This window comes from Nonomuraea sp. NPDC049421 (genome assembly GCF_040677005.1).
Taxonomy (GTDB): Bacteria; Actinomycetota; Actinomycetes; order Streptosporangiales; family Streptosporangiaceae; genus Nonomuraea; species Nonomuraea salmonea.
The window spans coordinates 91218-104074 of the sequence record NZ_JBFAQA010000014.1; the positions used below are offsets into that span (position 1 = coordinate 91218).

Annotated in this window: 11 protein-coding genes; 4 read left to right on the forward strand and 7 right to left on the reverse strand. The window is 73.0% G+C overall.

What is annotated here, in order from left to right; genetic code table 11:
* Positions 1 to 16: 16 nt before the first annotated feature.
* Positions 17 to 910 (reverse strand): MBL fold metallo-hydrolase, encoded by an 894-nt coding sequence (locus AB0K18_RS24225; RefSeq protein WP_364917935.1) that lies wholly within the window; start codon positions 908 to 910, stop codon positions 17 to 19.
* Between the two features lie 122 nt (positions 911 to 1032).
* Positions 1033 to 1869 (reverse strand): alpha/beta hydrolase, encoded by an 837-nt coding sequence (locus AB0K18_RS24230; RefSeq protein ID WP_364917938.1) that lies wholly within the window; start codon positions 1867 to 1869, stop codon positions 1033 to 1035.
* A 114-nt stretch (positions 1870 to 1983) separates the two neighbouring features.
* On the opposite strand from AB0K18_RS24230, the gene AB0K18_RS24235 reads away from it, so the two are divergent.
* Together AB0K18_RS24235 and AB0K18_RS24240 are read left to right on the forward strand one after the other, a co-directional pair.
* A complete protein-coding gene (locus AB0K18_RS24235) occupies positions 1984 to 2940 on the forward strand; it encodes a class I SAM-dependent methyltransferase (protein WP_364917940.1) in 957 nt (318 codons plus the stop codon).
* 102 nt (positions 2941 to 3042) lie between these two features.
* Positions 3043 to 3687, forward strand: coding sequence for a DNA starvation/stationary phase protection protein (locus AB0K18_RS24240; protein ID WP_364917942.1), 645 nt, complete (start codon positions 3043 to 3045; stop codon positions 3685 to 3687).
* Between the two features lie 70 nt (positions 3688 to 3757).
* Here the strand turns inward: AB0K18_RS24240 and AB0K18_RS24245 are convergent, their stop codons facing one another.
* Together AB0K18_RS24245 and AB0K18_RS24250 are read right to left on the reverse strand one after the other, a co-directional pair.
* The gene (locus AB0K18_RS24245; RefSeq protein WP_364917944.1) at positions 3758 to 4654 is read right to left on the reverse strand and encodes an ABC transporter permease; all 897 of its coding nucleotides are present in this window, start codon (positions 4652 to 4654) and stop codon (positions 3758 to 3760) included.
* A 309-nt stretch (positions 4655 to 4963) separates the two neighbouring features.
* The gene (locus AB0K18_RS24250) at positions 4964 to 5806 is read right to left on the reverse strand and encodes a hypothetical protein (protein ID WP_364917947.1); all 843 of its coding nucleotides are present in this window, start codon (positions 5804 to 5806) and stop codon (positions 4964 to 4966) included.
* A gap of 150 nt (positions 5807 to 5956) precedes the next feature.
* Here AB0K18_RS24250 and AB0K18_RS24255 point away from each other — a divergent pair, with 150 nt between their 5' ends.
* Both AB0K18_RS24255 and AB0K18_RS24260 read left to right on the forward strand, forming a co-directional pair.
* A complete protein-coding gene (locus AB0K18_RS24255; protein ID WP_364917950.1) occupies positions 5957 to 6706 on the forward strand; it encodes an HAD-IA family hydrolase in 750 nt (249 codons plus the stop codon).
* Positions 6703 to 9609, forward strand: coding sequence for a pyridoxamine 5'-phosphate oxidase family protein (locus AB0K18_RS24260; protein WP_364917953.1), 2907 nt, complete (start codon positions 6703 to 6705; stop codon positions 9607 to 9609). The genes AB0K18_RS24255 and AB0K18_RS24260 overlap by 4 nt, the downstream gene beginning before the upstream one ends.
* A gap of 18 nt (positions 9610 to 9627) precedes the next feature.
* On the opposite strand, the gene AB0K18_RS24265 is transcribed toward AB0K18_RS24260, so the two are convergent.
* The 3 genes from AB0K18_RS24265 to AB0K18_RS24275 form a co-directional block, all read right to left on the reverse strand.
* Positions 9628 to 10737 (reverse strand): esterase-like activity of phytase family protein, encoded by a 1110-nt coding sequence (locus tag AB0K18_RS24265; protein WP_364917957.1) that lies wholly within the window; start codon positions 10735 to 10737, stop codon positions 9628 to 9630.
* A 278-nt stretch (positions 10738 to 11015) separates the two neighbouring features.
* Positions 11016 to 11822 (reverse strand): putative protein N(5)-glutamine methyltransferase, encoded by an 807-nt coding sequence (locus AB0K18_RS24270; protein WP_364917960.1) that lies wholly within the window; start codon positions 11820 to 11822, stop codon positions 11016 to 11018.
* Between the two features lie 210 nt (positions 11823 to 12032).
* Positions 12033 to 12782: a class I SAM-dependent methyltransferase gene (locus AB0K18_RS24275; protein ID WP_364917963.1), complete on the reverse strand. Its 750-nt coding sequence runs from the start codon at positions 12780 to 12782 to the stop codon at positions 12033 to 12035.
* Positions 12783 to 12857: the final 75 nt, after the last annotated feature.

Sequence of the window (12857 nt, forward strand, 5' to 3'; positions counted from 1 at the left end):
CTGGGGTGAGGACGCCTCACCTTAGCGGGCCGGAGTCACCCGGTCGATCTTGCAGGCCGGGCCGCCATGCGTACGCCCCGCCGCGCCGCTCGATGCGGCCCAGCCCGGGGAACGGCAGGTGGTAGGCGTGCATCGGCACCCCCTCGTCGGCGGCCCACGCGAGCAGCCTGCGGCGGGCGGCCACCGACCGCACCTGGTCGTGGTCCCACGGCGTGCGCCAGTCGGGGTGGGCGAGCTGGAGCGGGTCGTAGAAGGTGTCGCCGAGGCAGAGCAGCCGCTCGCCGCGCGAGCGCAGCAGGATCGCGGTGTGGCCGGGGGTGTGGCCGGCGGCGTCCACGGTGTGCACGCCGGGTAGCAGCTCGGCGTCGTAGCTCGCCGGACGCAGCCGCTCGCCGAAGAGCCTGATCGCCTCCAGCGCGGGCCGGCGCTGCTCGTCGGGGATCCGCTGGGCGCGGTCGGACCAGTAGGCCACCTCGGCGGCGTGCGCGTACGCCACCGCGCCGGGGAAGGCCGGCTCGCCGTCGGTCCCGGCGCCTCTGACGTGGTCCTCGTGCAGGTGGGTGAAGACGACGGCGGACACGTCGGACGGTGTCAGCCCGGCCTCGCCCAGGCCGGCGCCGAGCTTGCCGACGTAGGGCGTGAAGGCGGGCCCGTAGCCGAGGAAGCCGGGCCCGAGCCCGGTGTCCACGATCGCGATCCCGTCGGGGGTGCGCACGCACAGGCAGTTGTACGCGCACGTCAGCGTGGTGCGGCCGCTGCCCTCCTCGGCCACCGCGTCCCGCAGCTCGGACTCGGGCACCCCGGTCGCGGGCTGGTAGAAGGAGCCCAGCGGCGGCTCCAGCGGCGGCTCTGACTGACCGTCGCCGACGACGGCGCACTCGAGATCACCGACCGTGAACCGATGGAACATGCGCGGCCCCCTGCTTTGCGGACGTCCCGGCCACCTTATCGACGGGCCGGCGCGCGAGCACGGCCCGAGGCGGGACCGACGCCTTCCACCGGCCTGCCGGTGAGCCGTCCCCGGTCGCCGCCCTACGGGTGGACCGACAGGAACGTCTCGATCGTCCGCACGAAGCGGGGCGGGTCGTCGCGCCAGGGGAAGTGGGCGGCGGCGGGCTGGACGGCCGTCTCGGCGGACGGCAGCAGCGCGGCCAGCTTCTCCGCGGCGGACGGCGGGGTGTTGAGGTCCACCTCGCCGGCCAGCACCAGCGCGGGCACGTCGAGGGCGGCCAGCGCCTTTCCGGTGGCGTCGGGGTCGAAGGCGGAGCCGAAGACGGCGGCGGCGTCGGTGTTGCGGGCGGGGGCCTGGGCGGCGTGGTAGCGGCGGGTCTCGTCGTCCCAGCGGCCGTGGAAGAAGGGGTCGAGGGCGTCCCAGTCGGCGCCGGTGCCCGCGACGACGGCTTCGAGCGCGGCGTACGCCCGCGGGTACCAGGGCTCGGCCGCACGCAGCCGGGCGACGTCGAGGCGGTCCTGGCCGGTGACCTCGATGCCGGCGCCCATGGGGCTGGGGGTGACGAGGACGAGGGCGGCCACGCGGCCGGGGTGGCGGATGGCGTACTGGAGGGCGAGGTTCGTGCCGGCGGAGTGGCCGAGCAGGGCCATGCGGTCGAGGCCGAGGTGGGCGCGCAGAGCTTCGACGTCGTCCACTTGCCGATCGCACCGGTACGTCTCGGGGTCCGCGGGCGTGGCGGAGCCGCCCGTGCCGCGCGGGTCGAGCTTGACCAGCCGCCGGTGGACGTCGAGGCCGCCGAGGCCGCCGAGGTAGGCGGAGTCCTGCATCGGCCCGCCGGGCAGGCAGATGAGCGGGTGGCCTGAGCCGGACTCGTGGTAGGCGAGGGTGGTGCCGTCGAAGGCGGTGAAGGCGAGCATGGCGAAGAGCCTCCCAGCGCCGTGATGTGCAGGCAACGGGATATTTCGCGCCGTCTTCTTGCGTCCTGCGCAAGACGGTAGGTCGCCATACGCAAGCCCGCTTAGAGTCGAGCCATGGCACACCACCCCGCGCACGATTCCGGACATCAGGCCGCCCACGGCTCCCACGAGCACGACCACCGGCACGGCGCCGAGCACGCCTCAGGACATGGGCATGGGCATGGGCACGGGCACCACCACGACCCGCACGCGTCGGCGGCGATGGCCGAGTTGCTCGATCTCGACGCCGAGGTGCTGCAACCGCACCTGGCCGAGGTGACCGCCTGGATCGACGGGCTGACCGCCGACCGGCCGCCCCTCCGCCTGCTCGACCTGGGCAGCGGCACGGGCGCGGGCACGTTCGCGCTGCTGGAGCGGTTCGCGGACGCGGAGGTGACGGCCGTGGACATGGCGGAGGACATGCTGCGCCACCTGGAGGCCAAGGCTCGCGAGCGCGGCGTGGACAAGCGCGTCCGTACGCTCCAGGCGGACCTCGACAGCACGTGGCCCGAGGTCGGCACCGTCGATCTGGTGTGGGCGGCGGCGTCGCTGCACCACCTGGCCGACCCCGATCGCGTCCTCGGCGAGGTGCTCGCCGCGCTGCGCCCCGGCGGGCTGCTGGTGGCGGTCGAGATGGACTCCTTCCCCCGTTTCCTCCCCGAAGACCTCGGCTTCGGCCGGCCAGGGCTGGAGGGGCGCGGCCACGCCGTGCTGGACGAGCGCCGGGCCGCCGCGCTGCCGACGTTCGGCTCCGACTGGGGGCCGCGGCTGGCGGCGAACGGCTTCACGGTCGAGGCGGAGCGGGAGTTCGTCATCGACCTGCGGCCCCCGCTCCCGCCGGCCGCCACCCGCTACGCGGAGGTGGCGCTGCGCCGCATGCGCGGCGGCCTGGAGGGCACGCTGGCGGCAGACGACCTGGCGGTGCTCGACGACCTGCTGACCCCGGACGGCCCGCGCAGCCTGTCGCGCCGCGACGACCTGTCCGTACGCACCCGCCGTACGATCTGGCTCGCCCGCCACCCCGGCTTGTGACCACTTTTTGCCAGCCGCTGATACGGGCTGGAGCTCCTTTTGCCGACACACGGGAAGGTTCGAGGACGGATCGGCTCAAAATCACCGCACCGGGAGATGATCGTGCCCGCCAAAGGCAGCAGCAAAGCGTCCAAGAAAACGAGCAGCCAGCCGTGGCTGCACGTGGACGGCACCGAGATCCAGGAATACGGCACAGTGCGGACGTGGCCGCTGGCCCTGTCCGATGAGGCCCGCAACTACTCCTGCGGCCGGCTGAACCAGATCCTGGCCGACACGCAGATCCTCTACGCCCTGTACAAGAAGCATCACTGGCTGATGCGCGGCCCGACTTTCTACCAGCTCCACCTGCTGCTCGACAAGCACGCCAAGGAGCAGCTGGAACTGGTGGACGAGATCGCGGAGCGGGTGCAGACGCTGGGCGGCATCGCGGTCGGCGACCCGCGGCACGTCGCCGAGATCACCGTGGTCCCGCGCCCGCCGAACGGCGCCGAGGAGGTGCCGGCCATGCTCTCGCGCCTGGTCGAGGCGCACGAGACCATCCTGCTCGCCTCGCGGGACGCGGCGTCACGGGCCGCCGAGCTGGGCGACGACGGCACCAACGACCTGCTGGTCTCCGAGGTGATCAGGACCGGTGAGCTGCAGGTCTGGTTCCTGGTCGAGCACCTCGTGGACACGCCGCTGGTCGAGACGCCGAGCAACGGGGAGACCAGGGCGCCGCGCAAGACGACGACCCGCTCCGGCAAGTGACGGTCCGCACGGGCGAATGCGGCGCCCGGCCCGCTCCCGCGGGCCGGGCGTCCGCCGTCGGCGTGCCGCCCTAGCCGCGTCCGTAGCGGTCCTCGGCCCGCCAGAAGTACCAGGATCCGAGGACGAGCGCGAGGACCGCCCACACCAGGCACGCCAGCCAGACCATCGGCGGCGGGCTGTGGCTGCCGATGAGGATGTCGCGCATCCACTCGATGTACGACGCCGCCGGGTTCAGGTACATCACGGTCGCCACCCATTCGGGCAGCCCGGCCCTGTTGACCACCTTGTCGTGGATGGCGAAGAACACGCCGGAGGCGTACAGCCAGGTCCGCATGATGAACGGCAGCAGCTGCCCGAGGTCGCGCAGCTGGGAGCCGAGCCTGGCGAGGATCAGCCCCGCCCCGATGTTGAACATCGTCTGCAGCACCAGCACGACCGGGATCATCAGCCAGAACCAGTTGGGCAGCTCGCCGGTGAGCACCACGATGAGCAGCAGCACGCCCATGGAGATGGCGAGCTGCTGCAGCTCCTGGATCGTGTACGCCAGCGGCAGCGAGGCGCGCGGGAAGTGCAGGGCGCGGATGAGGGACAGGTTGCCCGAGATGGACTTGGCGCCCGCGGTGGCCGTGCGCTGGGTGTAGGTGAAGACGAACATGCCGGTCAGCAGGAACGCGGGATAGTTCGGCACCCGGTCGCTGCCGCCCAGGATGAGGCCGAACATCACGTAGTAGATGGCGGCGTTGAGCAGCGGGGTGATGACCTGCCAGAGCTGCCCGAGCGCCGAGCCCGAGTATCTGGAGACGTTGCGCGAGGTGGCGTAGGTCAGCACGAAGTGCCGCCGCTCCCACAGCCGGCGCAGGTAGACGCGGAACCGGGGACGCGCGATGGCGGGGCGCAGGCCGTGGCGGCGGGCCAGCTCGGCCAGCGAGCCCGGCGCCGGTTCTGCGGTCTCTTCCACGTGACTCATGAGCACCTCGCGCTGGTGACCGGAGTGTCGTGCCACGATCATCCCTCGCGACATGGCCGGCGGTCCCGTTATCCGCCGGTGCGTCGCGAGTGCTTTCAGCCGGGGGGTCCTTCAGCCGGACAGGCAGGGCCGCAGGGTCTGGTCGACGGCCTCGGGCAGGGCGGCGATCTCGTCGCGGGTGCGGTGGGCGTGCGCGGCGGCGTGCGTACGGAAGCCGGGGTCGGTCAGGTCGAGCTGCAGGAAGCCGAGGCTGCCCGCGAGGTCCTCCGGCGTGGCGACGCCCTCCGCCAGCGTTCACTTACTATCGCATCACAGGGGCAGGGTCACGCCCGTCACGGCGAAGCGTTCGACCTCGGCGACGTGGCCGCCGGTCGAGGCGACGACGGTCAGCGTACGGCCGTCACGCGGCGTGAAGGAGAGCTTGCCGGACCACGGCGACTTCCGCCCGCCCGCGCTCACGCAGCAGCGCTCACCGAGCGGCTTGTCCGAGCCGGGGTGCAGGACCTGGATCCTGATGCTCTCGTCCACGCCGGTGATGCGGCCGCCGACGGTCAGCGGCGAGGTGACGGAGGCGCCGTACGCCGGCTCGGTGAGTGAGAACGTGGTGTCGTCGGTGCCGACGACCTCCCAGGGCGCGTGCTCGCCCGAGCCGTACCGCATGAGGTGCACCACCGCCGCCACCATCGGCTTCGGCCCCTCCTCCGTCCGCAGGCCGACGTGCACGCGGGCGTGCTCGCCGTCCACGACCGTCTTGACGGCCTGGTCGATCTCGGTGAAGCCGAGGTAGTCGCGGGAGAAGCCGATCGCGGTCGCGGCGGGGTCGAGGTGCCACGGCTGGTGGCCGTTCGTCTGGTAGGCGCGCTGCCAGGCGGCCACCTCGTCAGGCCCGGAGAACGGCCACAGCGGCTGGTAGCGGCCGGCGATGAGCAGCCGCGCGGGCGCGGAGGCGCCGGACGTGCGCGGGGCGGGCGCGGGCGTGCCCGACGTCGGCACCTCGCCGGGGTCGGGCGTGACGGTGGAGCCGGGCTCAGATGCGGTGGCGGCGGGGGTGAGGGTGGCGGTGGTGCCACCGCCGGGGGCGCCCCCGCAGCCCGCCGCGCCCAGGGCGAGCGCGGCCAGCAGGGGCAGCACGCGTACGGTCGTCGCTCTCATGCGGTACCTCCTGCCGACGGGCCATCTGTTGAGGTAGACGTACCCAGGACGGCCATGGTTCGCGTGCCTCTTCGCGTGCCTTGCGAAGGTCCCGGCGGGCGAGGTCTTCGGTCCATGGCTGAGCCGGGCCTGCGCGGGTAGCGTCCGGGCATGACCACCTTCGATCTCACCGCCCTGCGGGCCGTCGTCTTCGACACCGACGGCGTGGTCACCGACACGGCCCGGGTGCACGCGGCGGCGTGGAAGCACGTGTTCGACGGCTTCCTGCGCGGCCGTTCCGCGCCGTTCGACGTACGCGCCGACTACCTGACCTACGTGGACGGGCGGCCGCGGCTCGACGGCGTGCGCACGTTCCTGGCCTCGCGCGGCGTCTCACTGCCCGAGGGCGGGCCGGACGACGAGCCGGGCGCGCCGACCGTCCACGGGCTGGGCCGGGCCAAGGACGAGTTGTTCGTCCAGGAGATCGCGCAGCACGGCGTGGCCGCGTTCCCCTCGACGGTCGAGCTGCTGCACGAGCTGCGCAGGCGCGGCTGCCGCACCGCGGTGGTCTCGGCCAGCAGGCACTGCCGCTCGATGGTGGCGTCGGCGGGCGTGCTGCACCTGTTCGACGTGCTGGTGGACGGCACGGACGCGGCCAGGCTCGGCCTGCCGGGCAAGCCGGACCCGGCACTGTTCCTGGAGGCCGCGCGGCGGCTCGATCTGGCCGCCGGGCAGGTGGGCGTGGTGGAGGACGCGGTGCCCGGCGTCGAGGCGGCCCGCAGGGGCGGTTTCGGGCGGATCGTCGCGGTGGACAGGAGCGGTACGCGGGCCGCCGCGATGCTGGCCGCGGGCGCCGACGCGGTGGTGTCCGACCTGGCGGAGGCCGACGTCACGGGACGGGTGCCGGTGGGGCGGCGATGAGCGCGTGGACGCTCACGTACGAGGGGTTCGATCCCGAGGGTGAGGGGCTGCGCGAGGCGCTGTGCACGCTGGGCAACGGCCGGTTCGCGACGCGGGGGGCGACGCCGGACGGGGAGCCGCGGACTCCGGGCACGTACCTGGCGGGGTGTTACGACCGGCTCGACTCGGTCGTGGCCGGGCACACCGTCACCAACGAGGACATCGTCCACCTGCCCGACTGGCTGCCGCTGTGGTTCGCCACGCCCGGCACGGACTGGTTCCGTCCGCAGGCGGCCGACCTGCTGCTCTACCGGCACGAGCTGGACCTGCGGCACGGCGTGCTGGTGCGGCTGCTGCGCTGGCGCGACGCGGAGGGCCGCGTCACCCGGGTACGCCAGCGCCGCCTGGTGTCGATGGCGGATCCGTACCTCGCGGCGCAGGAGTGCACGTTCACCGCCGAGAACTGGTCGGGCCCGCTGCGGGTGCGGGCCGCCCTGGAGGGGCGGGTCGCCAACGAGGGCGTGGCCCGCTACCGCGACCTGCGCGGCGACCACCTGACCTGCCACGAGACCGGCTCCGAGGACGACCTGGCCTGGCTGACGGCCGTCACCCGCTCCTCCCACGTCGCCGTGACGCTGGCCGCCAGGATCGACGCGGAGACCGGCACGGGAGCACGTCCGGTGCTGGCGGGTGACCACATCACCTCCGACCACGTGCTCGACCTGGCGGAGGGACGCCCGTCCCGGCTCGTCAAGACCGTGGCGCTGACGTCGTCGCGCGACCCCGCCAGTCACGACCCGCGCTCGTCGGCGCTGCGGCACGTACGCAGGGCGCCGCCCTTCCCCGAGCTGCTGGCCCGGCACATGGCGGCGTGGGAGCGGCTGTGGCGCAGGGCCAGGATGGACGTGGACGGCTCCGAGCTGTCGCAGCTCGTCCACGTGAACATCTTCCACCTGCTGCAGACGCTCTCCCCGCACACCGCCGGCCTCGACGCGGGGGTGCCCGCGCGGGGGCTGCACGGCGAGGCGTACCGGGGGCACGTGTTCTGGGACGAGCTGTTCGTCCTGCCGTGGCTCGCGCTGCGCTTCCCCGAGATCTCCGAGGGGCTGCTGCGGTACCGGTGGCGGCGGCTGCCCGAGGCCATGGACGCGGCCCGGCTGGCCGGGCACGACGGCGCCATGTTCCCCTGGCAGAGCGGCAGCGACGGCCGCGAGGAGACCCAGGTCCTGCACCTCAACCCCAAGTCGGGCCGCTGGCTGCCGGACGACTCCCGGCTGCAGCGGCACGTCGGCCTGGCGGTCGCGTACGACGTGTGGCAGCACTTCCTCGCCACCGGCTCGATGCCGGCGTGGTGCGCCGAGATGCTGCTGGAGATCGCCCGTTTCTTCGCCTCGCTCGCCGTCGAGATCGACGGCCGGTACGAGATCCGCGGCGTCATGGGCCCCGACGAGTACCACGACGCCTACCCCGGCGCGGACTCCCCCGGCCTGGACAACAACGCCTACACCAACGTGATGACCGCCTGGCTGATGCGCCGCGCCCGCGAGGCCGCCGCGCTCTGCCCCGACGTCACGCCGCGCCCCGGCGAGCTCGACCGCTGGGACGACGTGGGCCGCCGCCTGCGGGTCGACTTCCACGACGGCGTCATCAGCCAGTTCACCGGGTACGCCGGGCTGGAGGAGCTCGACTGGGACCGCTACCGCGGCGTGCGCCGGCTGGACCGGGCGCTGGAGGCCGACGGCGACGACGTCAACCGCTACAAGGCGTCCAAGCAGGCCGACACGCTGATGCTCTGCTACCTGCTGACCGGCGGCGAGCTGACCGGGCTGCTCGAACACCTGGGCTACGAGGTGGACGACGGCCTCATCCCCCGCACGATCGCGTACTACCTGCGGCGCACCAGCCACGGCTCCACGCTCAGCGCCGTCGTGCACGCCTGGGCGCTGGCCAGGCTCGATCGGGAACGCTCGTGGGAGTTCTTCATCGAGGCGCTGCAGAGCGACCTGAAGGACGTCCAGGGCGGGACCACCGCGGAAGGCATCCACCTGGGCGCCATGGGCGGCACACTCGACCTACTACAACGCTGCTACCTCGGGGTGGAGCCGCGGCGCGACGGGCTGTGGCTCGACCCGCTGCTGCCCGACCGGCTCGGCGAGGTGTCGATGCCGATCTGCTACCGGGGACGGCCGCTGTTCATCGACGCCGACCATCAAGAGGCACGCGTCAACGGGGTCGCGTGCCGCACCTTCAAGCCAGGAGAGGCCATCATGTCCGGCACCGGCGACCTCGGACGACGCATCATCCATCACCGCGAGCGCCGCGGCCTGACCCGCGAGCAGGTCGCCGAGCACGCGGGCATGTCGGCGGGCTACCTCAAATACCTGGAGGAGCACGCCGACACTCCCGACGGCGGCACGCTCTACCGGCTCGCCGACGCGCTGGGGACCACGGTGGACGAGCTGCTCGGCGGCGGGCACGACCGGCCGCCCGGCCGTGGCCCCGCCGCCGCGCACCCCAGTCTGGAGACGCTGGACGAGGCCGAGTCGCTGCGGCTGATCGCGCCGGGCGGCATCGGGCGGGTCGCGTTCAGCGGCTCGCACGGGCCGACCGTGCTGCCGGTCAACTACAAGCTGCACGACGGGAACATCATCTTCCGTACGGCGGCGGGCGGGCCGATGGACAAGGACCTGCGTACCGGGCTGGACGGCGTGGACATCGTCATCGCCTTCCAGATCGACCACTTCGACGAGGCCACCAGGGAGGGGTGGAGCGTCCTGGTGCAGGGGCCCGCGCACCACATGCCGCCCGAGGAGACGGCCGATCTCGCCCGCTCCGGGGTCACGCCGTGGGCGGGCGGCGACCGGCCGCTCTACATCCGGATCACGCCGCAGCGCGTCACCGGCCGCCGCATCCACGGCATCTGACGGGGACTATTGCGGGGACTATGGGCAGCCCGTGGCGGCGAAGGCCATGAAGCGGGTCGTCTCGCGTTCGTCGAAGTTGTCGTCCGAGCCGATCACCAGCGTGCATTCTCCGCCGGTCAGGCGCGGGCCCCACGACAGGCTCTCCAGGTTCTGCACCGGAGGCCGGAACGTGCCGAGGTCGTAGACCAGGCGCTTGCCGGCCGGACGGTAGCCGCCGCGGGCCAGCGAGTCTCGGCCGAGCACGTTGGAGGCGCCGCGCAGGTCGATCTCGTACAGCTTGACGCGGTAGTTCACGCCCTCGATCCAGGAACGTTCCAGCGCCAGGTAGCGGTGGTCGTCGATGGCCAGGATCTCCGACACGCCGGTGTCGGCGTCGCCGGTGGGCGGGTTCGGCGGCTCGGGCAGGCGGTCGAGGCGGTAGGCGTACTGGCCGCGCGGCCTGCCCTGGCGGTCCCAGACGGTGATCCTGGCCACCGAGCCGCGCTCGGCCGTGGGCAGGGGGCCGTCCTCGTAGCGCGGGCCCTCGGTGACGGCGGTGACGGAACGGGCGGTGACCGCCAATCCCTCGAATCCGAAATTACGCCTCGGGCCGCGTTCCGTAGTCGTCAGCCGCAAATTACGCGGGAGAGCGAATTCGCCTACCTCGCGGCCGTTCAGGTCTGCTCTGCGAATGGCCGGTTGTGAAATGGGAATGTCGGGATTTCTGGCGTCGGGCCGGTCGCCCTCGTCGCCCCACACCAGCCGGTTCGTCCACCGGTCGAACCTGATCGTCTCCGCGTCCGCCGCGCCCGGCCTGCCGTACCCGGGGTAGGGGGTGCCGTCCGGGCGGGTCAGCGTGCGGACGCCGGTCAGGCGGACGCCGGTGAAGTCGCCGGTCCTGCGGTTGATGTCGAGGTGGCCGGTGTAGAAGCGGGCCGGATTGTACCGGTCGCGGTCGTCGGAGATGAGGTACCAGGTGCCGGTGCGCGGGTCGCGGTCGACGCCGGACAGGCCGCCCACGGTGGTGCCCTGGAACGTCGTCTTGTACGGGATGCGCTGCTCGCCGAGGAAGCGCGTGATGCGTACCGGCGCCCGCCGCTCCGCCGCCTCCGCCACCGGCGCGGTGGCCAGCACCGTGGCGAATGCCATGGCTATTCCGGTTATTCTCCGAGCACGACCCATTTGAGCCTCCGTCCTGGAAATCGACGGAGGCCATGAAAGCGCGAATCAAAAGCGAAGTCCACGAACCACCCAACGGCATGCCGCCCGCCAAAAGCCGCAAATTCCCTCGGGGTTGAGGGCGGGTCGGAGGTGGTTGAGCGGAAGACCCGCCCGGGCTGGGGACCGGGTCCCGGGCGGGGGCGGAGGGAGCGGCCCACTTGGGATGGGTGCGGCGAAGGAGGGGGCGGCCAACCACCTCTCCCTGGTCATGGGGTGGGACGGGCGAGGGTGCCTATGACGGTTGTCGCGTCGTACTCCGGTGAGGTGGTGATGCGAGGGAGGAGGCCGGCTGAGCGCACTGCTTCGGCGGTGGCCGCCGCCTGGTTCTGGCTGGTCTCCACCAGGAGGCGACCACCGGGGGTCAGCCAGAAGGGGGCGGCGGCGATCACGCGGCGGACGACGTCCAAGCCGTCCTCGCCGCCGTCCAGGGCGAAGCGCGGCTCGTGGAGGCGGGCTTCAGGAGGCAGGAGGGCGACCGATTCCGAGGGGACGTAGGGCGGGCTGGTGATGAGGATGTCGACCCGGCCTTGGAGCGACGGCGGCAGGGGGTCGTACAGGTCGCCCTGGTAGACGTGCGCGGCGGGCAGGTTGCGGCGGGCGCAGCGCACGGCGGCCGGGTCGAGGTCGGCCGCGTGCAGCTCCACCCGCCCGGCCAGCCCCGCCGCGACGGCGGCGCCCATGGCGCCGGTGCCGCAGCACATGTCGAGGACCACCGGCCGGCCCGGCACCTCGCGGGCGAGGGCGACGGCGCGGTCGACGAGGAACTCCGTACGCGGCCTGGGCACGAACACGCCGGGCTCGACGTGGACGCGCAGCCCGCAGAACGACGCCCACCCGAGGACGTGCTCCAGGGGCTCGCCGGCGACCCGGCGTTCGAGCATGGCGGCGAGGGCGTCGGCGGTGGCGGCGGTGGAGACGAGCAGCTCGGCTTCGTCCTCGGCGAACACGCAGCCGGCGGCACGCAGCCTGGCGACGATCTCGGCGGAAGGAAGCGACGAGGAGGAGACAGACATGGGAACCTTTCGGGATGCCGTCGGGCGCTCCCGCGGTCACCTAGTCCTGGTGGGCCGCACGGTTACGGGAAGGGAGCACCCGGCCTGACACAGCGGCGATGGGTCTCACCTCCCTGGGACGAGCACGGACGATCACTTCTGCGAGCGCCACGGTACCAGAGCGCTCGCCGCCGCCCGTGACGGGGTGCGAGCCGGAGGCGGGCGGCTGATTCAGATGCGGCGGGCGAGGGCGAGTTCGGTGGTGAAGGTCAGGTTGACGCCGTCGCCCACCAGCTCGCCGACCTCGCCCAGCACCCGCTCCCGCACGTCGGGGGGAAGGATCCGGTACGCGGACAGCGTGCCGGTGAGGGTGACGAAGCGGTCGGTGTCGTAGCGCTCGGTCCTGGTGTAGCGGCGCCGGTCGAGGTCGGTGAAGCGGGGGTCGCCGTCCAGCAGGTGGCCGGACTCCTCGGCGCGGTCGCCCTCGTTCTGGTGCAGGCTCTGGCTGGCCAGGCCGTACCGCTCGGCCAGCCGGCCGAGTGCGGCGCGCACCCCGTCGTCGGCGGGGATGTAGTGGTTCCAGAACAGCGCCAGCGCCCCCGACGGGGCCAGCGCCGCATGGGCCAGGTCCCAGCGCCGGTCGGGGTCCACCCAGTGCCAGGCCTGCGCGGAGTAGAGCAGCGCGAAGCGGCGGTCGGGGACGTAGTCCTCGAAGATCCCGCTCACCACCCGCACGCCGGGGCACTTGGCCGTGAGCGCCGCCGCCATCCTGGGGTCGGGCTCGACGCAGGTCAGGTCGCTCACGCGGGCGGCGAAGCCGGCGGTGGCCTTGCCCGTGCCGGCGCCGACCTCCAGCACCGGGCCGCCGGGCGCGTAGGCGAGCACCTCGGTGACGAGCCGCTCGGGGTAGCCGGGCCGCGCGGCCTCGTACTGATCGACCGCCTCGCCGAACACCACGCTCCGCCGCCGGTCCACTCCCATGGCGCTTCCCCTCCGTCCGTACGCGAGTGCCGATTCAATCACGCCCGGCGCGGGCGGGCGGAAGGGAGTAGGGTC

What these genes read in the sequence shown, in the direction of transcription:
- AB0K18_RS24225 (WP_364917935.1), bottom strand. Translation starts at nt 910, where the DNA reads ATGTTCCATCGGTTCACGGTCGGTGATCTCGAGTGCGCCGTCGTCGGC.
- AB0K18_RS24230 (WP_364917938.1), bottom strand. Translation starts at nt 1,869, where the DNA reads ATGCTCGCCTTCACCGCCTTCGACGGCACCACCCTCGCCTACCACGAG.
- AB0K18_RS24235 (WP_364917940.1), top strand. Translation starts at nt 1,984, where the DNA reads ATGGCACACCACCCCGCGCACGATTCCGGACATCAGGCCGCCCACGGC.
- AB0K18_RS24245 (WP_364917944.1), bottom strand. Translation starts at nt 4,654, where the DNA reads ATGAGTCACGTGGAAGAGACCGCAGAACCGGCGCCGGGCTCGCTGGCC.
- AB0K18_RS24250 (WP_364917947.1), bottom strand. Translation starts at nt 5,806, where the DNA reads ATGAGAGCGACGACCGTACGCGTGCTGCCCCTGCTGGCCGCGCTCGCC.
- AB0K18_RS24255 (WP_364917950.1), top strand. Translation starts at nt 5,957, where the DNA reads ATGACCACCTTCGATCTCACCGCCCTGCGGGCCGTCGTCTTCGACACC.
- AB0K18_RS24260 (WP_364917953.1), top strand. Translation starts at nt 6,703, where the DNA reads ATGAGCGCGTGGACGCTCACGTACGAGGGGTTCGATCCCGAGGGTGAG.
- AB0K18_RS24265 (WP_364917957.1), bottom strand. Translation starts at nt 10,737, where the DNA reads ATGGCATTCGCCACGGTGCTGGCCACCGCGCCGGTGGCGGAGGCGGCG.
- AB0K18_RS24270 (WP_364917960.1), bottom strand. Translation starts at nt 11,822, where the DNA reads ATGTCTGTCTCCTCCTCGTCGCTTCCTTCCGCCGAGATCGTCGCCAGG.
- AB0K18_RS24275 (WP_364917963.1), bottom strand. Translation starts at nt 12,782, where the DNA reads ATGGGAGTGGACCGGCGGCGGAGCGTGGTGTTCGGCGAGGCGGTCGAT.